The following is a 21,440-nucleotide window of genomic DNA, read 5'->3' on the forward strand; positions in this document are numbered from 1 at the left end:
GATATTCACTAGCATTACCAGTATACAGCACACGCCGCACCTCAAAAATGACAATAACATACTTGAAATCGTATATACTTATGATGCCAGAAAGTACAACAACTGACCAGTAAACGTGTTTCCAAGCGACATACAGCGCAGGATAGATGATGTATAAAAAAGTAACAATCAACAATAAAATCAATTATATGACCCTAAATAACAGGGCAAGCTCATGACTCAGAGCAGATGCTTGGCCGATCTGAAAGCTTTGCCTGAATCTTTACTCAACGCGTTTTCTTCCGCGGCCAAGCAAAGTATCTTTTACAGTTTGCCTTGGTTTCGCAATTACCTTGTCACCATTGAAAAAGGAAACTGTGACCTCAGGCTATTGACCGCCTCCGAAGGCAATCAAGATGCAGCATTGGTCATGTTGGCCAAGCAAAGTGATTTGCCACTCAGCCCACGTATACTGATCGGAGCCCAAAACTATTACAGCTGCCTTTTCGGCCCGGTGTACACCGGCCAACCAACCGACAACCTATTTGATGCGCTGCTAGCCCCCGCCAAGCAAGAGCGTGTCGATATGCTCGACTTACATCCACTGGATCGCGAATCTGCCAGTTATGGGGCGTTGCAGGGGGCATTACGGCGCGGCGGGTGGTGGGTAGATGAATACTTTTGCTTCGGTAACTGGTATTTGCATGTCGAAGGGCGATCCTATACGCAATACTATGATTCGCTACCTTCCAAGCTCAAAAATACCCTTAAGCGAAAAAAGAAAGCATTGGATCAGGCTGGAAATACTCGGTTTGAAATCATTCAGAGTGGCCCGGATGTAGAACGTGCTATTGCAGATTACATTCGTATCTACAATGCCAGTTGGAAAGTACCGGAACCTTATCAGGACTTCATGCCGGGTTTGTTCCGCACCTGTGCCGAACATGGTTGGCTTCGCGCAGGCTTTGCTTATGTCGACGGCGAACCGGCAGCCGCCCAGATCTGGATTGTTCATGACAGACAGGCACTGATCTATAAGCTGGCTTATGATGAACGATTCGGTAAACTATCGGTTGGCTCAATTCTCACCGCCATGCTCATGGAATATGTGATTGATCAAGATCACGTTGAAATCGTTGACTATCTGACTGGGGATGAGCCATACAAACGTGACTGGATGTCGCACCGCCGCGAACGTTGGGGCATCATTGCCTACAACCCGCGATCGATGGTGGGTTTGATTCATGCAGCAGCGCATTTTGGTGGCAAATGGCTGAAATCACTGCGCGGCGACAAAGACACCTCGGCATCTCCACCCAAAACCAACGAAGACGATAACTGAGCACCATGCCCACACTCGTACATGAACTGATCCTGACAACGGCTGACCGTACGCCCAGTCACTCCGCGCTGGTCTACCAGGGCCATACGCTTGATTATGCCACTTTGGCCCAACAGGTACGAGGCTTGGCCAATGGCCTGTTAGCAAGGGATCTGGCGAAATCAGAACGTGTCGCCATTTATCTGGAAAAACGTTTCGAAACCGTGGTCGGCATGTTTGGCGCAGCGGCCGCAGGAGGAGTGTATGTACCGGTCAATCCACTACTCAAAGCGGAGCAGGTCGGATATATCCTGCAGGATTGCAATGTCCGAATATTGGTGACCTCACCTGAAAGACTGGTCGCACTTCGCGACGTGCTCCCCCATTGCCATGATCTCAAGGCAGTCATCGTCACCGGATTAAAAACGGATACCCCACCATTACCAGGTGTAGAGTTACTGGATTGGCAGGCGACTGTAGCCACTACCAGTCAGTGCTCACCCCATCAAGTCATTGATGGCGATCTGGCTGCCATTCTTTACACCTCCGGCAGTACTGGTAAACCTAAAGGGGTTGTGCTGTCGCATCGAAACATTGTGGCTGGTGCAGTATCTGTAGCCGACTATCTGAATATCACCCATGAAGACCGATTGCTGTCAGTACTGCCACTGTCTTTTGATTATGGTATGAACCAACTGACCACCGCCTTTTTAAGGGGAGCAACGGCCATTTTGATGAATTACCTGCTACCGCGGGATATCGTCAACGCATGTGCCCGTGAACACATTACAGGCTTGGCTTGCGTACCACCATTGTGGGTGCAGCTAGCACAGTTGGAATGGCCAGCCGAAGCAGCTCAGCACCTTCGTTACTTTACCAATTCGGGCGGCCACATGCCATCCGCCACATTGGCTGCCCTGCGTAATGCATTGCCCAATACCCTACCTTATTTGATGTATGGGTTGACTGAAGCTTTCCGCTCCACCTATCTCCCGCCCTGCGAAGTCGACACTCGCCCCGATTCAATGGGCAAGGCCATTCCAAATGCAGAGATCATGGTCTTACGCGAGGACGGTAGTCCATGTGCCGCCAACGAACCGGGAGAATTGGTACATCGTGGCGTACATGTATCGTTGGGTTACTGGAATGACCCGGCAAAGACGGCAGAACGATTCAAACCCATTCCAGCACAGCAGCCCGGCTTAGTCATGCCGGAAATCGCCGTTTGGTCAGGGGATACAGTGCGTAAGGATGAAGATGGCTTCCTGTACTTCATCAGTCGCCGGGATGAAATGATCAAGACCTCAGGTTATCGCGTCAGCCCAACCGAAGTCGAAGAGGTCGTATACAGCACCGACCTAGTTGGTGAGTGTGCGGCATTTGGCGTAGCACACCCTCAACTGGGGCAAGCGATTGTAGTTGTCGCCACCTCCAAGAATGGTGATGTACTGAATTGTGATGCGCTACTGGCAGCTTGCAAGAAGCAACTGCCAGCCTTCATGGTGCCACACCATGTTGAGCCTCGTACTGGCAGCCTGCCACGCAACCCGAATGGCAAGATCGATCGCAAACAGCTTTCGAACGAACTGGCCGAATTGTTTGAAACCTGAAAGTGCTGGCTACCTCGAGCAACCTGGCAAACTCGCCAAACAAACGGTTACCGAAGAGGCCTGATCGATCCAAAAAATAGCCCACAGTTCGCGGTGGGCATTATTCGGGTATTTTTAACCCTGACATCTACCGGCCTAGCCGGTGATGTAAACACTTTTCGAATGTTGTCGAGATATCCATGACCGCAAGTAAACCCGTTCATGCGCCAGTTCTCTTTCCTGTCGTCGACCAATGCCTGATGATTGGCGGCCTACCACTGCCTCGCTTGACAGCCCGTGTCGGGCAAACACCTTTCTACGCTTATGATCGCCAACTACTGACACAGCGTGTGAAGGATCTGCGGGCAGCATTACCAAGCGGTATCGAATTGCATTACGCAATGAAAGCCAACCCCATGCCCGCCGTAGTGCAACATATGGCCAATTTGGTAGACGGGCTGGATGTTGCCTCTGGCCGGGAATTGCGAATAGCGCTGGATACCGGTATGAATCCTGGCAACATCAGCTTTGCTGGTCCTGGCAAAGGGGAAGGTGAACTGTCGCAAGCCATCGCCGCCGGAATTGTGATCAATCTGGAATCCGAAACCGAGCTGGAACACGTTGCCAACCTGGGTAGTGTCTTAGGAATTAAGCCCAAGGTCGCCGTACGCGTCAATCCGGATTTCGAATTGAAATCCTCCGGGATGAGAATGGGAGGTGGTCCGAAGCAGTTCGGGATTGATGCAGAGCGGGTACCGACTACACTCAAGCGCATAGGCGAATTGGAGCTGGATTTTGAAGGCTTTCATATCTTCAGCGGCTCACAAAACCTGAAATCCGAATCAATTGTCGAGGCACATAACCTCACTTTTGAATTAGCACTACGCTTAGCTGAGCACGCACCGTCACCATTGAAAGCACTGAATATTGGTGGTGGCTTTGGTATTCCCTATTTTCCTGGCGAAGGCAGGCTAGACCTTTCCCCCATTGCAGACAATCTCGCAGTCAAGTTACCGGACATCAAGGCCCAACTATCCGGAACAGCGATTGTCATCGAGTTGGGACGCCATCTGGTTGGTGAAGCCGGGATCTATGTATGCAAAATCATCGACAAGAAAATTTCCCGCGGTCACACCTATCTGGTTACAGACGGAGGCCTGCACCATCATCTATCGGCTTCTGGTAATTTTGGTCAGGTAATCCGCAAGAACTATCCTGTCACCATCGGCAATCGGGTCGGTAGCCCACACACCGAGCTTGTATCAATAGTTGGCCCATTATGTACGCCACTGGATCTGCTGGGAGACAAGATGGAACTCCCAGCGGCTGAGATAGGTGACTTGGTAGTCGTGTTTCAATCTGGCGCTTACGGCTACACGGCAAGTCCAACCCGTTTCCTGAGCCATGCCGAACCGGTTGAGGTTCTCATATGACGGCACTGGCCGGTCAACAAGTCGAGTTTATCCGGCTAGACCCGTTTCGCGATTACCCCGCGCCACGGTTACCTGTTTTGCCAATACTCGACTCTGCTGATTTTGGCCAGTCTGGTGGCGAAGCCAGCCCTTTTCTGTCTAATCGCGCGCTTTTTCTGAATGCAGGTCGCTCGGCACTACAATCGATCGCATCCCACCTGCCCAATGCCGGTGATGTACTGATCCCAGCCTACCATTGCCCGACGATGGTTACACCCATTTATGCAGCGGGAAGACAAGTCAGGTTTTATAAGGTCGATGCGCTATTGCAGCCTGACCTGACGGACATCGAGACACAACTGGCCAGTGGCAATGTAGCCGCCGTACTAGTACCGCATTTTTTTGGCTTTCCCCAACCACAGTTGCACGCTATTGCTGAACGCACCCATCAAGCCCAGGCTTGGCTGATTGAAGACTGTGCTCATGCCTTTTTCGGACAATGGAATGGCACAGCATTGGGCTTGACCGGTGATTATGCCATCGCCAGTACCCGCAAGTTCTTTCCCGGCCGGGATGGTGGCGTTTTACTCATCAACACGGGGCCTGCATTCAATGTCACATTGCCCCACCCACGCTGGCATGAGGAATTACGGTCAGTGTACGACTTGCTTCAGCAATCGGTGGAAAGTGGTCGCATAAACTGGCTACGTTGGGCAATCCGGCCTCGTACGGATCAAGCCAGTCCAGGCGTTTACCTGCCAATGCAGTCTTTACCTCCTCAAACCATTCAAATCAATCCGAAGGCTGGCATGCCGGTACGACATGGTCTGCGTAGTTCACGCTGGATCATGCATCACCAACAATGTGACCACATTGTGCAACGGCGACGACAGCTTTATATCCGTTGGCTGGAACGCACCAGCAAGCTGACCGCTGCCCGTCCTTTGTTTGATATGCTTCCCGATCTGGTTGTGCCATACATGTTCCCACTTTTGTTGGCCGAGCCCGAACGACATTTTGCACCATTGAAACAGGCCAGGTTGCCAATCTGGCGATGGGATGAACTAGCCTCATCTACCTGTCAAATCAGCCAACATTATGGCATCGCCTTACTGCAATTGCCTTGCCATCAATCCATCACAGATGCCGATCTGGATTGGATGGCAGACCAACTGTGCCACGTTTTGAAATCTCCCAAAGGCACCCCCCAATGACCAACGATTGGTTGATCGAATCTGCAATTGCTGAATTTGACCGCTACCAGGCGCAGTGGGATGACTGGAACCGACAGCTATACAACGACCACCCCATGTTTTCGAGCCGGTTCATTGGTTATTTACTAAATCATTATGGTGACGAGAAAACCGCGTTAGTCGTACATCGGCCGAGTGGTGGCATGTTTCTTACCCAACCCTATCGCGCACAAGGTTGGGCCAGTTTTCTACCCTCCCAATTGCAAGCATCGCCGATCATGTTGAATGCAACAGCTTACACGGCAAAAATGCACCTTTTCAAAGCGTTACCAGGCTTCCCTATCTTTATCGACTGGCTGGCACAAGACCCGATGTTCAGCCCCTGTCCGACCGAACCCAACAACATTGAGAGCCGTCAACTTGCCGCAACAACCATGGCTATCACCCTGCATGGCAATTTTGAGCAATACTGGCAAGCACGCCCGAAAAAGCTGCGTAGCAATATCAAACGTTATCTGCATCGTATTGATGGGACGGGTGAAACAATCAGTTTACGAATTCACAGCATGCCTGCTGCCATGCAAACAAGTCTGAATTGTTATAGCGATCTTGAATCAAAAGGCTGGAAGGGGCAGGCAGGTACAGCCATTACGTCGGGTAGCCAACAGTGGCGATTCTATCTAGACGTGATGCAAAACAATGCAGAACGTGGTGAAGCACTTGTTTACGAATTATTACTGGGTAACCGAGTAGTCGCTTCTCGGCTGGCGATTTGCGCCAATGGCATGCTGATCATGTTGAAAACCACTTATGACGAACAACTCAAAGATCTGGCTGTTGGTCGCATCCTGCTTTACACCCTGCTTGAGCATGAGTTTCAGCAAGGCCGTTTTCAACGTATCGAATTTTATACCAATGCCACCGCAGATCAGTTGGAATGGGCGACCGAAACACGCCAGATCGATCACGTCACCCTGTATCGATCCCCCCTTTACGCCAGCGGAATGACGGTAATCAGAAACCTACGCGATTTGACGCGACGTATTGGTAAAACGTCAACTGAAACGGCGTCCGACAATAACAAACACTAATGCAACATGGTCCCGTTACCGTGTTTGCTGAGCCAAATTGAGCAATTAACTGTTAGAGGAAACTATGACCGGACTTTGCGGCTGGATTGGCCACGCCACGACCGAGCCCGAATCAACACTGGCCCGCATGGTAGGACGTTTATCACCCTTCCCTGGTGCCAAACCTACTAATTGGTCGACCAGCGATTGTGGCTTGGGTGCCACTGGGTTGAAAGCTACCCCGCAAATCGCCCACCAAGGCAATCTGCATGCAGTGGTCATCGGCCGCCCGCGCATCACTGATTCGCACCTACATGCCTTTGCAGCGCAGAACAATCATGCCGAAGCACTGATTCAAGGCTATCGCAAAGAAGGGCATACCGTGCTTCGCCACTTTGCTGATAGCTTTGCCATTGCATTGATCGATACCGACAAACAAGCTGCTCTTCTGGCGGTTGATCGTTTTGGTTCGGTCCCGCTAGGCTTTACCGAAAGTGCTAACGGGCTGATTTTTGGTAGCAGTCTTTGGTCGCTGAATGCGCATCCGGCGGCACAACAAGGTATTGATCCTCAGGCAATCTATCACTACCTGTATTTCCATATGATCCCGGGCCCGGAAACCATCTATCGTGACCAGTTCCGCCTGGAACCCGGCGAAAGCCTGATATGGCACGCAGGTAAAAGCACACGACAGCGGTACTGGGAACCAGTGTTTGTGGAAAATGGCACCCAGTCATTTGTTGAACAAAAAGAGGCCTTCACTGCATTGGTACGAGAAAGCGTACGCGAAGCCTCAATGGGGGCAGATACTGGTTGTTTCTTGTCTGGTGGTACAGATAGCTCAACCATTGCCGGTATGTTGACTACAGTCTCTGGACGCCCTGCCCGTACTTACTCCATTGGGTTTGAAGCCGAAGGCTACGACGAAATGGAGTTTGCCCGCATTGCTGTCAAGCACTTTGGTACACGCCATACCGAGTACTATGTCACCCCAGATGACGTGGTCAACGCCATTCCAAGAATTGCGGCTGCTTCTGATCAGCCCTTTGGCAATTCATCGGTCGTCCCAGGCTTCTATTGCGCCCAATTGGCACACCGGGATGGCGTAGAGCGAATGCTGGGCGGTGATGGCGGTGATGAACTATTTGGCGGCAATGCTCGCTATGCCAAACAGCACATCTTCGAGGTATATGGCCGCATCCCAAGATCCGTCAAAAAATCACTGATCGAACCGCTCGCCTTCAACCTGCCCTCTGCCTTGCCATTGATCGGCAAAGCCCGCAGCTATATCCAACAGGCCAACACCCCCATGCCCGCCCGGCTGGAAACCTACAACTTGCTAGAACGGTTTGGAGCGGCAAATATCCTGACCCGGGACTTTCTGGCACAGATCAACGTCAATGGTCCCAGCATTCATCAGCAAAAAACCTGGGATGCCATTCGAGCCAAAGAATTGATCAATCAAATGCTAGGGCTCGATTTCAAATACACACTGGCCGACAATGATCTAGTCAAGGTCAACCTCGCTTGCGAACTGGCAGGTGTTGAAATCGCCTATCCGCTATTGCACGATAAATTGACCCAGTTCTCACTCAGCCTTGACCCGAGTTGGAAGTTGAAAGGTCAGCAACTTCGCTGGTTCTTCAAAGAAGCCTTACGCGACTTTCTGCCACCCGAGATCATCACCAAAGAGAAACACGGCTTCGGCCTGCCATTCGGCCCCTGGCTGACCAAGCATGTTGGTCTGCAAACCCTGGTGAACGACAGCTTAGCTGATCTCAAACGACACAACCTGATCCGTCCAGAGTTTATTGACGAGGTGATGAGCAAAGTCAAAGAACACCCAGGCTATTATGGAACAATGGTATGGATATTGATGATGCTGTCGTTGTGGCTGAAAGAGGCGAAGCAGGCGATTTGACACCGTGTTGAAACACGTTATTCAGCCACTGGTAGGTGGCTGAATAGTCAAGCAAGGGTATAATACTGCATATAAGTACACCACTCTGATTTATGACTCAGACCATGTCATGCCCAATACGCCGGTAATTGGCTGCCAATCTCATCTGAAAACGGAATGGCGATTGGTCCCAAGGTGTGAACCGTGGTAGCTGGAATTGATCTCCACCCGTGCGAGCGCAACCCCACGCAGTCGAGACTGCAGCACTAAAGCCCAGCTCTTGGGCCAATTCCACGTGCTCACGTTTATAATCTCGATCTGGTTTGCCATTTGGGTAGGCAAACAACTGCGGTTTATAACCAACCAACGCTTCAATTTCATCTCGGCCATCTGCCATTTCCTTACGAGCCTGCTCACGATCCAACGTGGCAAGAATCGGATGCAAGCGGGTATGACCACCAATTTCGATGCCTGATGCAGCCAGCGCCCTTAGTTGTTGTGAACTCATCATTTGATCTGTTGGCAGGGTTACCTGCATGTGACTGACAATCTCGTTGACCTTGTCTTCGCGTGCAGTCCATTCCAGATACTTTAGCTGGCCAAGCAAATGCTGAATCACGGCTGTACGGCTACCAGCATCGGAAACCATATGAACGCCCAGGCCAAGGGACTGCAAATCCACCGGGCCGATAGAAACGGTCCGGATACAATGGATCACCCGTTCGTTCCACATCATGCCGCCATCCAGATAGCCAGTAGCGACAAATACGGTGGCTGGCAAGCCATGTCGTTGCAACAACGGTAATGCCAAGGTGTAATTGTCAGCATAACCATCATCAAATGTAATCGCTGCTGCGGCTGGCGGTAGGCTATGCTTTTCAAGTCGATCAATTGCCTCAGAAAGTGGCAAGACATTGAATTCACGCGCCAACAGGGAAAGTTGCCATTCAAACTGTGTCTGAGTGAGTTCGTTTGGAAACAATGGATCCAAATCCGCCAGGACGCGGTGATAAATCAGAATTGTCAGGCCATTGTTCAACCCACGTCCGCCCACCAGTTTGGTCAACATGCTGGTCATAAGGTTTTTCTTTCAGAAGTCGCAGCCATTCCACGAACAGGTCTTGTTCCATTTCCCATTTGCATGGCCACTGGACTGGCAGTTTGCTGGCCTCTCAACCATCGGTCCATCGTACTCATGATAATCAATAGATAGTAAGGCAGGTCAAAATAAGCCAAGCTGAGGAAAGCCCCCCCTACGGCAAACCCAGCGATGCTCACCTGACTCATCCGACAAAATAGTGAGATCCAGCGAAGCTCATTTTTGCCGTCAGCTTGCTTGATCAAGCGTGTTGCCAGACGCCAGGTCATGAACCCTACCAATATATAGAGAAACAAGCCAATGAAGCCATGCTCACCCAATATTTGGAAATAGATACTATGGGCCGCATGGACTTTCTCCGGATCAGGCGCATAACGAGCAAAGATATTACCGTCATAAATCTGAAACCCACCACCAAAGAAATTATCCTTTGCCAAGTTATAAGCCATCTGCCAAGCATTGATTCGTCCCATGGCCGAAGCATCATCCTGATAGGTTTCGATCGTGGCCATCCGATCATGCCATTTTTCCGGCATGAAGAAGTACAGCAATGGTGATAACAGTACGATAATGAAGCCATTGAGCAACTTACGCGGACTTTTCAGCCAAAGGAATAGGGTCATTGCAGCAATTGCAAGCAACGCGCCACGTGAGTGAGTACCCAATGCGGCGGCAGCACTACCGGCAATGCAGGCCAGCAATGCCCAACGAATACGCTTGTCAGTGACCTGCTCATGTAGGTAATACATCAGCGGAATCACCACGATAAAAGCCAAGCCGATTTCGTTATTTCCCTCGATAAATGAACCAGCTGGGCCCCACACTCGGTTTTCACCACCCTGCAATACGGTGAACAAGCCCCCTTTTAAACCCAACAAACCAATCGACAATGCCACCACCCAGGTTAGTACCTGAATCTGTCGTTTCTCGATAATCAACATGCTGGTGACAAATAACATCAGCATGATCTTCATCACCTTATCCCACATACCATAGACTTGTTCGAGATTGAAGGAAAAAGGCAAGGTGATATTGAGCCACAACACAAATAGACCCAACGCAATCATCGCACCATTTTTTGGAGGGGCTTTGACATCCTTCAGCTTGAACACGAAGGCTAATAATGTCGATCCACCAATAATCATCGCTACCTGAAAGTCATAGGCGAAACCCCAGGTAAAACGATGTGGATTCATCAAACTGATCCAAGCCCACAACACTGCGCCAATCCATGGTCGTTTGAAAATAAAGGGTACGGACCCCAGAATGAAGAGAACCAGTACTATGTCACGCATAACGACACTCTTGGCGTAACGCCACCTGAAAAATAACCAGCCAATCAGTATTCACCAGCCAACAACTCATGATCCGACCATCGGCCGCGATGCTGATTTGGATTGAGGTACCATCTTGAAACTGCGGTCCAGCCAGGGTACCAATCGTGGCTGTAACCAGCGTTCCAACCACCAAGCCAAGTAGAGTACCAGCGGCAGCACCAGCAAACCCCAATGAACCTGAAGTCCCATATGTTCCGTCCATTCCCGCATCCAGATCAGTAGCGGGTAATGAATCAGATAAAGGGCATAAGACACGCTACCGAGCCAATGTAGATGCTGGATCAACCACTTAGTCATGTATGACCGCCATGCCTGCCCATCACTCATGAGCAACCCTGCCCAGATCAGCAAGAACAGAAAGAGCCGCTGATGGAAAACAGTCATGTCATCCGACAGTGTCTTGAACTGAGCCAACCCAAGCACAGCCAATACAGCCACCAACATCATGGCCAATCCACTCCATCGAGCGCGAGCTGTCAATACAACCTTAGCGCCGGCTGACACGGGATAGGCCAGAATTACAAAAAAAGCAGCTACCCAAAACGGCGTTTCGAAATCCACCAACCTTGACTTGGCGATCACCCAGACCACCAACACCGCCAAATATGGAACAAGATAGACCACCATGCGAGGCAACTGTAATATGGCCCCACGTCGCTTGTACTCCGCTATCAGGGCGCCCAGGCACCATACGTAGTACAGGCTCAATACATTTGAAACATGGCCACACTGCCATGCACCGACCACTACAGCCAACAGGCTGACTACCCCTCCAGCCCAAATAGTCGTCCAGATTGATCGCCGCTGTGCCACCCACCAGAATACGGGGTAAAGCAGGTAATAAAATATTTCGTATGACAATGACCAGAATGGCGGGTTGGTCGGTAACACGGTAGCCAGCCGGCCACAAGTCGGACTACGATCCGCCACAAATGTCACTGTGGCTATGACATCCTGCCAACGCAGATCTTGCCAAAGTACTTGATAATGCGAAATTCCCAACCCTAAACCTAGGCCATACAGTCCAAAGATGCCTAATACCGCCACCAGAAAAATCGGGTAAACACGCCGTAATCTGAGATAGATATAGCGCCAGACGCCAGACACTTGGTCCAACGGACGGTCCAGGCTGGCATAGTGAATACTGAACCCAGATAACAGGAAAAAGAATAATACCGCTTCATGCGGATAACCAGATGCCAAATCCACCAACAGTGGCACCGACCCCAGCAGGGAATACTTGTAGCCGAATATTTGAAAGACATGTGCCAACACAACATAACCAGCACAAACACCACGCGCAGCTTCCACTACGTCAATACGGCGCGCAGGTAACAGTGGCAAATTGGCCAGCGTCACCTTAGCCACCTCGCCGGAAGAAGCCCAATGCTTCTTGCAAACCATCACGGTTCAACAACCAGGACAATCCAAGATACCCAGCACCGCCAATTGCAACCAATATGGCAAGGCGTGGGACCAAAGACAAATCACCCAATGGTAGCCGAGTCAGCTCCACTGCCGCCCACATACCACCCGCACTGATGGCAGGGGCGATCTGGGTCCGTACTAATTGCCACACCGTCAAGCCGATCACTGGCATTGCACGGAACAAATTTCCTAACAGTACCAACGGAAAACCAATGACCCAAGCAATACTGATACCTAGCACCCCCCAATGCGAACCGATTACAAAAGCAATCGGCATGACAATACACGCGGAAACCTGGTTCATGACAGATACTTCAGGCCGCCCTAACCCTTGCACTGCAGCTGGGATCATACTGCTCAACATACGCAATGGCATGATCAGGCAAAGTAACAACAAAGGCATCACCGCCCCTGTCCAATTCTTTCCCATCAATAGGTCGACCAGCTCTGGCGCGACAGATGACATTCCCCACGAAACCGGGAACACCACAAATGCCATCAAACGTGCGGCCTTCAGGAAGTGTGCGCTTGCGGCTGCAAGATCATCCTGTACGCGAGAGAAAGCGGGCATTGCCACTTGGTTAAGTACTGATGACACCCGTTGCACAGGCAAACCCGCCAAATGCATGGAGACCGAATAAATGCCAAGTGGCTCTTTGCCCAGCAACTTACCAACGATGAAGGAATCAACCTGCGAATAGAAAAACCACAACATGCGAGCCAACGTGACATGGCCACCAAAGAACACAAATTTTCGCATGCCAGTAAGGCCGAAACTAGGCCATTCCCGAAAGGGAGACATGATCTGAAAACCCACGGCACGCAGTGACAACCCCACCAGGTTTCCCCATACCAATGCCCATACACCATATCCCCAGTAAGCCATGGCAAGCACCACGGCCCCATTGATAATGGCACTGACGGCTTCCAGCATGGATGCTGGCCGGAAATCCATCTTGCGTTCCAGCAACGCTTTGGGGATGGATGTCATGGCGACCAGCGGAAACTGTGCTGCCAAGGCCTGAATAACCAGTGTCAACCTTGGCTCATTGAAAAAACTGGCAATCAACGGGGCGGTCAGCAACAGCAGGACACATAAAGTCATGTTGGACAGGATCACCAACCCGAAAATCTGCTTAAGCTGCGGTAACTCTACCTTGTCAGCCTGTACGATCGACAAACCCAGACCAATTTCCGACATCAACATCAAGAAGGCGACGAAAATATTGGCCATTGCCAGCAGCCCATAGTCGCCCGGTGTGAGAAGCCGGATGACAATGATGGTCATGGCCCACGTAAATACCTGACTGACAATGCGGGCTCCTGCCGTCCAACGCAGGCCCGATACGACTTGGGAACGCAGATTGCTCATTCGCTGACCGGCTTGGCAATCTTTTCCGGCTCGGCATAAATCGTAATGCCTCGCTCAGCCAACCATTCCAGGCGACCATAGAAATCCTGTGCATTCACAAACCAAGCAGCAGCCTGGCCAACCTTGCCATCTTTCAGAATGCCTGCCCGACGGAAATCATCCATGAAGAATTGCTGCAGATCGCCACGTGCTTTGTTGTCAATGCGACGCGGGTTGTAGACCGGATCAAGTGGCGTCACCGGCACTTCGATCAAACGGCCTTCCCAATCCCGGCACTTCAATTGGAAGACTTCAGGTAAACGCACTGGCAAAGGGAAACGGTCCAGCCACTTGTCTTCCAACAAATGGTAGAAAGTCACGGGCCCCATGGTAATGCCCAGACCCAGTACTTTCGCGTTCACTTGCAGGCAACGCTCCCATGGCGAGCCTTCACCAAAGATCGACGGTGCCAAATGATGGGAGCTAACAATGTAGTCGGCCTGCGGCCCCAACGCAGACACGGAATGTGTCGGATGGATACTGCGACGGATGCCAGGCATTTTAAGGAATGTATCGGGCAAGGCGCCCAGATTCGATCCATGCTCACGTGGGTCAAACACATAATCGGTCATCTGGCAGGTGTTGTAGATGGTGCCACCTGGCAGGTAGTAAGTCGGCACCACCAATGTACCGCCCGGGCTGACTGCCTCATAAACAGCTTCCAGCACGGTCTGCGCCCCGCCATCGACATAGCCCAGGCTTTTCAATGAGGAATGCAGCATCACAACGTCACCAGGGCCAATCCCCATGTCACGCAAACCATCCACAATCATGGTTTTGGTGATATGCGGAGCCTCGGCTTTGATTTCCGCTTCGCGACGCTTGGCATAGCGTGCTTCCAGCACACCTTTTACGGCTTGTTTCAACGACTGGAGCAGATTAGCCACGATTGCGGACATCCAGTTCTAGCAGATTGGCATCGATCATGAATTTCGGCGCCCAGTTGAGATACTGATAGTCGCCATAAGCACCATTGACCGGGAACGACCCTTTGACTGCGCCACGGGTATCCTCAGGGCCATCCAAGCGCATGGTTCGACGCACGTATTGATTGGCCAATGCGGCGGCATCACGGTATTTTTTGTCGCCCGTCAGTTCATAAAGCATTAACCAACTATGAGCGATCTGGACCTCACCAGTCAGGCAGGACCAGTTCACCGCAGCCTGCCAATCGGGTTTCAACATACCCGGCAGGAAGCCATCCGGCCGTAACGCAGAAAGCAGGCCATCGGCCGTTTTGATGGCTTTTGCCAGCACATCCGCATTCTGAGTGAATCGGTGCGCCTCCATGAAACCACGTAATGCGTAACCAAGCGTATGGGTCAGTGGGGTATCAGGATTGGTTAGGCAACAATTCGCCAACCAGCCATTTGGTTGCTGCTGAGTCAATGCCCAACGTACTTGCTTCATCGCGGCTTCGGCATAACCTTGCTCCGGATCGACACGCGCTGCTTCAAACAAGCCCCAGGACACATGTGTTTCGTATGTTTTGTCGCCCCGCTTGGCAAATGGCGTTGCATGTTTACGCCAGCAACCGTCTGCATCTAGCGAATCACGCAACCAATTGGCTGCCTTGCGCATTGGCTGACGATAGACTTCACCAAACTCGGCAACGCCCGCCGCCAAACCCAGTAAGATCTGACCAGTGTTGAAGGTGACAGGGACACGAACATCTGCATCGATTCGCCCCCCCATGAACCCTCCTTCCGGGAACTGAATACTGACCAACCAATCCAGCATCTTACGGGCTCGGTCAATAGAGTCTGGATCGTTGTAACGCTTGCCATACTCGATCATGGTGGGAATGATGTAACCGGTGGTTTCAGGATACGATACTGCCCAACCCTTAACCAGACTGAAATCCCTGGCCACTCCACCATCATGTGAGGCAGACAGATCCTGCGCACGCTTCAACCATTGGATCGCAGCGTGAACTGCCGGCTCAATTCCCGGATCTTGCGCCGGCACGCCAGCCTTGTCGCGTGCAACTTCGGCTTTGGCCACAGGTGGTAATTGCATTTGGTCGCGCCAATCGCGAAGGAAATTCTTGGCAGCGGTCAACATGGTCTGATTTGCTCCAAATACGCTAAACAATTCATGGTGTGGTCATTTGACCAGCTTGATGCTGGCTGACTTTACTGACCACATAACGGAATTTGCCGGTCTTTTCCGGCTCAATTGCCGCGACATATTCAATATCCAGCGTCACCCCACGCCCCAATCGGGCCTGGAAAGTGTCACGAATCTTGGGCTCACTGCCAGTGTTCTGAAAACGGTCATCAGTGACCAATTGCAGTCGGCAATGATGTAGTGTTTCCTGAATCACCTTGAAACCATTCACACCAGGCATGTCACGCAGCACCATAGCAATGGCAACGTCGTGCACCATGGTGCCATCCTCTGCCAGCAATACATCATTGGTGCGGCCACGCACTTCTTTCAACAATGGCAAGCCCCGGCCGCATTTACACTGCAAATCATCCAACACAGCTACATCACCATTCTTGTAACGAACAAATGGGAAGCCCGTACTATACAGATGCGTCACTACTACCTCCCCTGGCACCCCAGGTGGCAAAGGCAGGCCTTGCTCGTCGACAACCTCGACAATAATGTCTTCTGCAGTAATATGATTGCCCCCTTCCGGACAGGCATGAGCAATGAAACCGGAATCACGACCACCATAACCATTTGCAACAGGGCAACCAAATACGCGTTTCAATACGTCCGCTTGATGTGGGTACATCCGCTCAGCGGTACAGAATGCAACCTTGATGCCCAGATCATTCATGCGAATACCTTGTTTTTCCGCATGCTGCGCAATCAAGGTCATGGAAGACGGGTAACCAAACAACATGGCCGGTCGAAAAGCTCGAATATCGGCAATGAAGCGTTCGATATCTGAGGCTGACATGGCCGCCGATGGCACCAGTTTGCTGCGCAATAGCCAGTCCCGTATTTGCTTGATGCGATCCTGCTTGGTCAGCTCAATCGGGCTGGACCAGATCACCATTTCACGGTCACCGATATCAACATCCCACCAACGGGTCGCACGCCATTTGGCAGCGACATCATGGCTAACCCTGGTATTGCTAATACAAAAACGCAGTGGATCACCCGTTGAACCAGTAGTCGAGAACAGCCTCATCGGCTCGGCCTGTGTCGATTTCAGGTTATCGAATTCACGACGGATGATGTCTTTGGTCAGGATGGGCAGGCGTGTCAGATCCGACAGCACGTTAACACGGGTCGGATCGAACGAGATCGACCTGAATAGCGCACGATAGTAAGGCACATGTTGGCCACAATCGGTCAAAAAGGCACGTAACCGGTTAATCTGTAATGACTGTAATTCGGCTGGCTTCAACCATTGTGTTCGTTCAAGCTCATGCTTGACCGCAATCGTATCGTGGCGTTTTAGTTTTTCATGCAACGGGAACAACACGTTGGCTGCAAAAGCGGTATAGAGGCCCATCAATGCGACCCTTTCCGGATCAAGCCACGATAAGCAGCAAGCCATTGTTCGCGCACTACCGGCCAAGCATAGCGTTGCGCTTCTGCCAGCCCTGCCGTGGTCAACTGCTCGCTGTACGCATCATCTTGCAATATGCTCAGCATTGCGCCCGCCATAGCATCAACATCACGGGCCGGTACCAACAACGCGGTGCGACCATGCTCTGCAATGAAAGGCACCCCACCAACATCGGTTGTAACTACTGGCACATTACTCGCAAAGGCTTCGAGAATCGAAATCGGCATATTATCGACAGTACTTGGGTTCAACATCAAATCAGCCGAGGTGTACAGCGCACTCATCTGATCATTGTCGATACGTCCTGCAAAAGTCACCGCCGTGGTGATGGTCAGTTGTTCTGCCAGCTGTTGCAAGTTAGCCAGCTCCGGGCCTGAACCAGCCACAGTCAGACGAGCAGCGGGCAAGACCTGCCGAACTTTTGCAAAGGCGCGCAATGCAGTGGGGATATCGTAGATCGGCTCCAGATTGCGGGTGACGATCACGTGCTTATCCTGCTTGCCCGGCTGCGGTTGACGTGGGGTAAAACGTGCCAGGTCGATAATGTTGGGAATAACATGACCACTGAATCCCAACTTGCCAAATACCTCGCGCAGAAAACCGGATGGCACAATCAGTGCGTCTGCTTTTTGCAATCCACGTAATGCCAATGCGGGTGCATTGCCAAAGAATTCTTCTGCGCCACCACCTCGATAGTTAATGATGACGGGGGTACCACGCAATCTGGCAATATAGACTGCAGGCATTGCAAACAAATACCAGGACCAGCCGGAGTTGGCCATCACATGCATCACATCGGCTTGGCCTGCGGCCCGCCATAGTGCCCATTTGTAGGGAATCAGCCGAAACAATGCCCGGATACCCTTCAACTTTTCGACGAAAGCGGGTTGATAAGGTGCGTTGACCTGCACAACATTAACCTGTACACCTTCTTCGCCTAACAGACGGGCAAGTTGACGGCACTGGTTGGCCATACCACCAGAAGGCGGTGGCAACGGCCCGACCAAGGCTAGCCGTAATTCGCTCATCGCTGTTTCCCGTTCAATAACGTGGGATAAACTTGATGGTAACGGCCCACACTTTTGGCCCAATTGCGTTCGGTTTCCACATAGTGACGGCCAGCAGCTTTCATCGCGGGCCAACGCTTAGGATTATCAGCCAACGCCAATACGACACGAGCCAAATCAACCGCATCATTGGCACGGAAGAGTACACCAGTTACATCTGGCGTAATTAATTCGCGGTGACCACCAACATCACTGGCTGCAACCAGGCGCCCTTGCGCCATGGCTTCCAACGGCTTCAATGGCGTCACCAGCTCTGTCAGACGCATTGGTAGACGTGGGTATACCAGCACATCCACCAAATCGTAATACTTGGGTACCTCGGTATTTGAAACTCGCCCGGTGAATATCACCTGATCAGTGATGCCGAGTTGCTGAGCTTGCTGCTTCAATGCAGCTTCCTGATGTCCACCACCAATCAACAACAAGCGTACATTCGAATTATCGCGCAACATCAATGGCATCGCGTCCAGCAATACATTCAGACCCTCGTAGGCATAGAACGAACCGATGAAGCCCAGCACGGTCTTGCCAGTCAACCCTAACTTGGCCTGCAATGTGGAATCAGGTTCAGCACCCATGGTGAATTTTTCAATATCTACCGCATTGGGAATCACTGTGACCTTTTCGGCCGGAATACCTCGCGCCACGATATCGCTACGCAGCCCCTCGCAAATGGTCGTCACCGCGGCCACCCGTTTCAATGCATAGGTTTCCAAGCCTCGTGTGGCACGATAACGTAACCCCCACTCCTTGCTGGTACCATGGTCAACGGCGGCATCTTCCCAAAAGGCCCGTACTTCATACACCACCGGAATACCCAGTTTCTGGCCAACCCGCAAAGCAGGAATGGCATTCAGTACTGGAGAATGAGCATGCAATACATCTGGCTTGATTTGACGAGCCACTTCTTCCAGTCGGCGGGCTGTAGCATTAATCAACGCGATCTCGCTCAACACCGGCTTACTGGACATGAAACCCGTTGCAGGTGGCGTGCGGAAAAAATGCAGGCCATCCACCTCTTCTTCCAGCACGGTGCAGTTTTCCTGCTTCGGGCTGGTCAAATGGAAAGTCTCCCAGCCTAACTTACGTTGTTCACGCAATATGGCTGCGGTCCGGAAGGTATAGCCCGAATGCAACGGAATGGAGTGATCCAGGATGTGCAGGATGCGCATCATGCCACCTTGATACTGGGGCTGGTGCTGACACCCAGACAATTTCGCAGGAATGACTCGAACATCAGCAAGGTCCAGATTGGCGCACTGTAGTCACGGATACCCTTCTCGTGGTGGGTCACCAGCTCCAGTAGATAACTCTGATTGAACCAACCCGTTTGCGCCAAGACATCACCCAGCAAAGCATCCCTGACGCGCTGCCGGAGCGGCCCGCGGAACCACGTTGCCAACGGCACGGCAAAACCCATCTTCTGCCGATACAAAATATCGTTCGGTAAATAAGGTTCCAGTGCCTTCTTCAAGATATATTTACCCTCACCACCCTTGAGTTTCAGTTCTGGTGGCAAGCCAGACATCCACTCCATCCACGAATGATCCAACAGTGGTTCACGAACTTCCAATGAATTGGCCATGCTGGCACGATCCACTTTGGTCAGAATATCGCCGACCAGGTAGGTTTTCATATCCAGATACTGAACCAAGCTTAACGGATGGTCAGTTGGTGCTTTTTGAGCATGGCGCCGCATCGCATTACTAGCGTGATAGCCACCCAGCTCAGCCATGAATTTAGGTGTATAGAGCTTGGCACGCATGCTGGTCTTGAAAATTGACACAGCGTGAAAATAGGCTTCGACCGAATCGCGAGCCAGCGCTTCAAAAGTGGACTTTGCACGGAACACACGTGGCGCCCAGTCAGCCTTCGGATACAAGGTGCCTAAAGTACCGAACAGGGGACGGCGAATCGACAGTGGCAAAGCAGAACGCAGCTTTTCTTCATGCAAATGGAAACGATAGCGACGATACCCCGCAACGTTCTCATCCCCGCCATCACCGGACAATGCCACCGTCACATGCTTGCGGGCGAGCTCGCAGACCCGATAGGTAGGCAAAGCCGAGCTATCAGCATAAGGTTCGTCATACATGCCAGCCAATTTGTCGATCAAACTGAAATCATCAGGGTCAACTTGCTCAACACGATGATTGGTGCGATATCGAGTAGCCACTTGCTGGGCAAACTCGGATTCATTGAACTTCGGATCACCAAACGAGATGGAGCATGTGTTGACCGGGTCTTGTGACAAACCCGCCATCATCGCAACCACACCACTTGAATCGACTCCACCGGATAAGAAGGCACCTAATGGCACTTCGGAAATCATACGAATTTTGACCGAATCACGTAATTGGCGGATCATTTCTTCTTCCGCCTCCTTCTCACTGATTGGGCCTACTGATCTGAATGGCACATCCCAATACTGACGCGGCTCCGGCATCATACCGCCATGACGGAAAGTCAGTGTATGGCCTGGCTCAAGCTTGGCAGCTCCTAGATAGACGGTTCGGGGTTCCGGGATGTAACCATAGGCAAAGTAATCCTCAATCGACATGGGATCGAGGACTTTCTCAAAGGCAGGATGCGCTGCGATGGCTTTCAGCTCCGACGAAAACATCATCGTGCCATCCGATAGTAGCGCATAGAACAATGGTTTCACGCCCAGACGATCACGTGCCAAAAACAGAATGTCACGGTTACGATCCCATAACGCAAACGCAAACATACCGCGGAATCGTTGTACACAGGCCTCTCCCCATTCTTCCCAAGCATGCACAATCACTTCGGTGTCAGAATGCGTGCGGAAGGTATGACCAAGCGCTTTCAGTTCTGGTACCAATTCCTGAAAGTTATAGATTTCACCATTGAATACCACGACCACCGACCGGTCTTCGTTGAACAATGGTTGTTGGCCGGTAGACAGGTCAATGATAGACAGGCGGCGGTGACCAAATGCCACACCTGGCTCAATATGCAAACCACCTTCATCAGGCCCGCGGTGATACTGAATATCGTTAAGACGGGACAACAGGTCGCGGCCATACACGCGACGGCCCTTCAGGTCAAATAGACCGACAATCCCACACATACGTGTGC

16 protein-coding genes are annotated in these 21,440 nt (G+C 51.5%); 6 read left to right on the top strand and 10 right to left on the bottom strand.

Going from position 1 to position 21,440, the window contains the following annotated elements:
- Positions 1 to 214: 214 nt before the first annotated feature.
- From FFS57_RS16480 to FFS57_RS16505, 6 genes are all read left to right on the top strand, one after another.
- Entirely contained in the window at positions 215 to 1,321 is a 1,107-nt protein-coding gene (locus tag FFS57_RS16480) for a GNAT family N-acetyltransferase (protein WP_137938907.1), read from the top strand.
- Between the two features lie 5 nt (positions 1,322 to 1,326).
- Positions 1,327 to 2,910: an acyl-CoA ligase (AMP-forming), exosortase A system-associated gene (locus tag FFS57_RS16485; protein ID WP_137938908.1), complete on the top strand. Its 1,584-nt coding sequence runs from the start codon at positions 1,327 to 1,329 to the stop codon at positions 2,908 to 2,910.
- Positions 2,911 to 3,089: 179 nt separating this feature from the next.
- Positions 3,090 to 4,322: a pyridoxal-dependent decarboxylase, exosortase A system-associated gene (locus FFS57_RS16490; protein WP_137938909.1), complete on the top strand. Its 1,233-nt coding sequence runs from the start codon at positions 3,090 to 3,092 to the stop codon at positions 4,320 to 4,322.
- Positions 4,319 to 5,515, top strand: coding sequence for a DegT/DnrJ/EryC1/StrS family aminotransferase (locus FFS57_RS16495; RefSeq protein WP_137938910.1), 1,197 nt, complete (start codon positions 4,319 to 4,321; stop codon positions 5,513 to 5,515). The genes FFS57_RS16490 and FFS57_RS16495 overlap by 4 nt, the downstream gene beginning before the upstream one ends.
- Positions 5,512 to 6,585 (top strand): GNAT family N-acetyltransferase, encoded by a 1,074-nt coding sequence (locus FFS57_RS16500; RefSeq protein ID WP_137938911.1) that lies wholly within the window; start codon positions 5,512 to 5,514, stop codon positions 6,583 to 6,585. The genes FFS57_RS16495 and FFS57_RS16500 overlap by 4 nt, the downstream gene beginning before the upstream one ends.
- A 64-nt stretch (positions 6,586 to 6,649) precedes the next feature.
- Positions 6,650 to 8,485 (top strand): asparagine synthetase B family protein, encoded by a 1,836-nt coding sequence (locus FFS57_RS16505; protein WP_137938912.1) that lies wholly within the window; start codon positions 6,650 to 6,652, stop codon positions 8,483 to 8,485.
- 97 nt (positions 8,486 to 8,582) lie between these two features.
- On the opposite strand, the gene FFS57_RS16510 is transcribed toward FFS57_RS16505, so the two are convergent.
- The 10 genes from FFS57_RS16510 to FFS57_RS16555 form a co-directional block, all read right to left on the bottom strand.
- A complete protein-coding gene (locus FFS57_RS16510; RefSeq protein ID WP_137938913.1) occupies positions 8,583 to 9,542 on the bottom strand; it encodes a polysaccharide deacetylase family protein in 960 nt (319 codons plus the stop codon).
- Positions 9,539 to 10,858 carry a putative O-glycosylation ligase, exosortase A system-associated gene (locus FFS57_RS16515; RefSeq protein ID WP_137938914.1) on the bottom strand — a complete coding sequence of 440 codons (1,320 nt, stop codon included), beginning with the start codon at positions 10,856 to 10,858 and terminating at the stop codon, positions 9,539 to 9,541. Before FFS57_RS16515 ends, FFS57_RS16510 begins: the two co-directional genes overlap by 4 nt.
- 66 nt (positions 10,859 to 10,924) lie before the next feature.
- On the bottom strand, positions 10,925 to 12,259 hold the full coding sequence (locus tag FFS57_RS16520) for an acyltransferase family protein (protein ID WP_171014013.1): 1,335 nt from the start codon (positions 12,257 to 12,259) through the stop codon (positions 10,925 to 10,927).
- A 1-nt stretch (position 12,260) separates the two neighbouring features.
- Positions 12,261 to 13,700, bottom strand: coding sequence for a lipopolysaccharide biosynthesis protein (locus tag FFS57_RS16525; protein WP_137938916.1), 1,440 nt, complete (start codon positions 13,698 to 13,700; stop codon positions 12,261 to 12,263).
- Positions 13,697 to 14,626: an AAC(3) family N-acetyltransferase gene (locus FFS57_RS16530; RefSeq protein WP_171014014.1), complete on the bottom strand. Its 930-nt coding sequence runs from the start codon at positions 14,624 to 14,626 to the stop codon at positions 13,697 to 13,699. Before FFS57_RS16530 ends, FFS57_RS16525 begins: the two co-directional genes overlap by 4 nt.
- Positions 14,619 to 15,803, bottom strand: a complete 1,185-nt coding sequence (locus FFS57_RS16535; protein WP_137938918.1) for a hypothetical protein — start codon at positions 15,801 to 15,803, stop codon at positions 14,619 to 14,621. The genes FFS57_RS16530 and FFS57_RS16535 overlap by 8 nt, the downstream gene beginning before the upstream one ends.
- A 31-nt stretch (positions 15,804 to 15,834) precedes the next feature.
- On the bottom strand, positions 15,835 to 17,214 hold the full coding sequence (locus tag FFS57_RS16540; protein WP_137938919.1) for a phenylacetate--CoA ligase family protein: 1,380 nt from the start codon (positions 17,212 to 17,214) through the stop codon (positions 15,835 to 15,837).
- Positions 17,214 to 18,299: a glycosyltransferase family 4 protein gene (locus tag FFS57_RS16545; protein ID WP_137938920.1), complete on the bottom strand. Its 1,086-nt coding sequence runs from the start codon at positions 18,297 to 18,299 to the stop codon at positions 17,214 to 17,216. Before FFS57_RS16545 ends, FFS57_RS16540 begins: the two co-directional genes overlap by 1 nt.
- Positions 18,296 to 19,510, bottom strand: a complete 1,215-nt coding sequence (locus FFS57_RS16550) for a TIGR04063 family PEP-CTERM/XrtA system glycosyltransferase (RefSeq protein WP_137938948.1) — start codon at positions 19,508 to 19,510, stop codon at positions 18,296 to 18,298. The genes FFS57_RS16545 and FFS57_RS16550 overlap by 4 nt, the downstream gene beginning before the upstream one ends.
- Entirely contained in the window at positions 19,510 to 21,432 is a 1,923-nt protein-coding gene (locus tag FFS57_RS16555) for an XrtA/PEP-CTERM system amidotransferase (RefSeq protein WP_137938921.1), read from the bottom strand. The genes FFS57_RS16550 and FFS57_RS16555 overlap by 1 nt, the downstream gene beginning before the upstream one ends.
- Between the last annotated feature and the right edge of the window lie 8 nt (positions 21,433 to 21,440).

The organism is Chitinivorax sp. B, assembly GCF_005503445.1.
Classification (GTDB): Bacteria; Pseudomonadota; Gammaproteobacteria; order Burkholderiales; family SCOH01; genus Chitinivorax.

Coding starts and splice junctions, on each gene's coding strand:
- FFS57_RS16480 (WP_137938907.1), top strand. CDS start 215: ATGACTCAGAGCAGATGCTTGGCCGATCTGAAAGCTTTGCCTGAATCT.
- FFS57_RS16485 (WP_137938908.1), top strand. CDS start 1,327: ATGCCCACACTCGTACATGAACTGATCCTGACAACGGCTGACCGTACG.
- FFS57_RS16490 (WP_137938909.1), top strand. CDS start 3,090: ATGACCGCAAGTAAACCCGTTCATGCGCCAGTTCTCTTTCCTGTCGTC.
- FFS57_RS16495 (WP_137938910.1), top strand. CDS start 4,319: ATGACGGCACTGGCCGGTCAACAAGTCGAGTTTATCCGGCTAGACCCG.
- FFS57_RS16500 (WP_137938911.1), top strand. CDS start 5,512: ATGACCAACGATTGGTTGATCGAATCTGCAATTGCTGAATTTGACCGC.
- FFS57_RS16505 (WP_137938912.1), top strand. CDS start 6,650: ATGACCGGACTTTGCGGCTGGATTGGCCACGCCACGACCGAGCCCGAA.
- FFS57_RS16510 (WP_137938913.1), bottom strand. CDS start 9,542: ATGACCAGCATGTTGACCAAACTGGTGGGCGGACGTGGGTTGAACAAT.
- FFS57_RS16515 (WP_137938914.1), bottom strand. CDS start 10,858: ATGCGTGACATAGTACTGGTTCTCTTCATTCTGGGGTCCGTACCCTTT.
- FFS57_RS16525 (WP_137938916.1), bottom strand. CDS start 13,700: ATGAGCAATCTGCGTTCCCAAGTCGTATCGGGCCTGCGTTGGACGGCA.
- FFS57_RS16535 (WP_137938918.1), bottom strand. CDS start 15,803: ATGTTGACCGCTGCCAAGAATTTCCTTCGCGATTGGCGCGACCAAATG.
- FFS57_RS16540 (WP_137938919.1), bottom strand. CDS start 17,214: ATGGGCCTCTATACCGCTTTTGCAGCCAACGTGTTGTTCCCGTTGCAT.
- FFS57_RS16545 (WP_137938920.1), bottom strand. CDS start 18,299: ATGAGCGAATTACGGCTAGCCTTGGTCGGGCCGTTGCCACCGCCTTCT.
- FFS57_RS16550 (WP_137938948.1), bottom strand. CDS start 19,510: ATGCGCATCCTGCACATCCTGGATCACTCCATTCCGTTGCATTCGGGC.
- FFS57_RS16555 (WP_137938921.1), bottom strand. CDS start 21,432: ATGTGTGGGATTGTCGGTCTATTTGACCTGAAGGGCCGTCGCGTGTAT.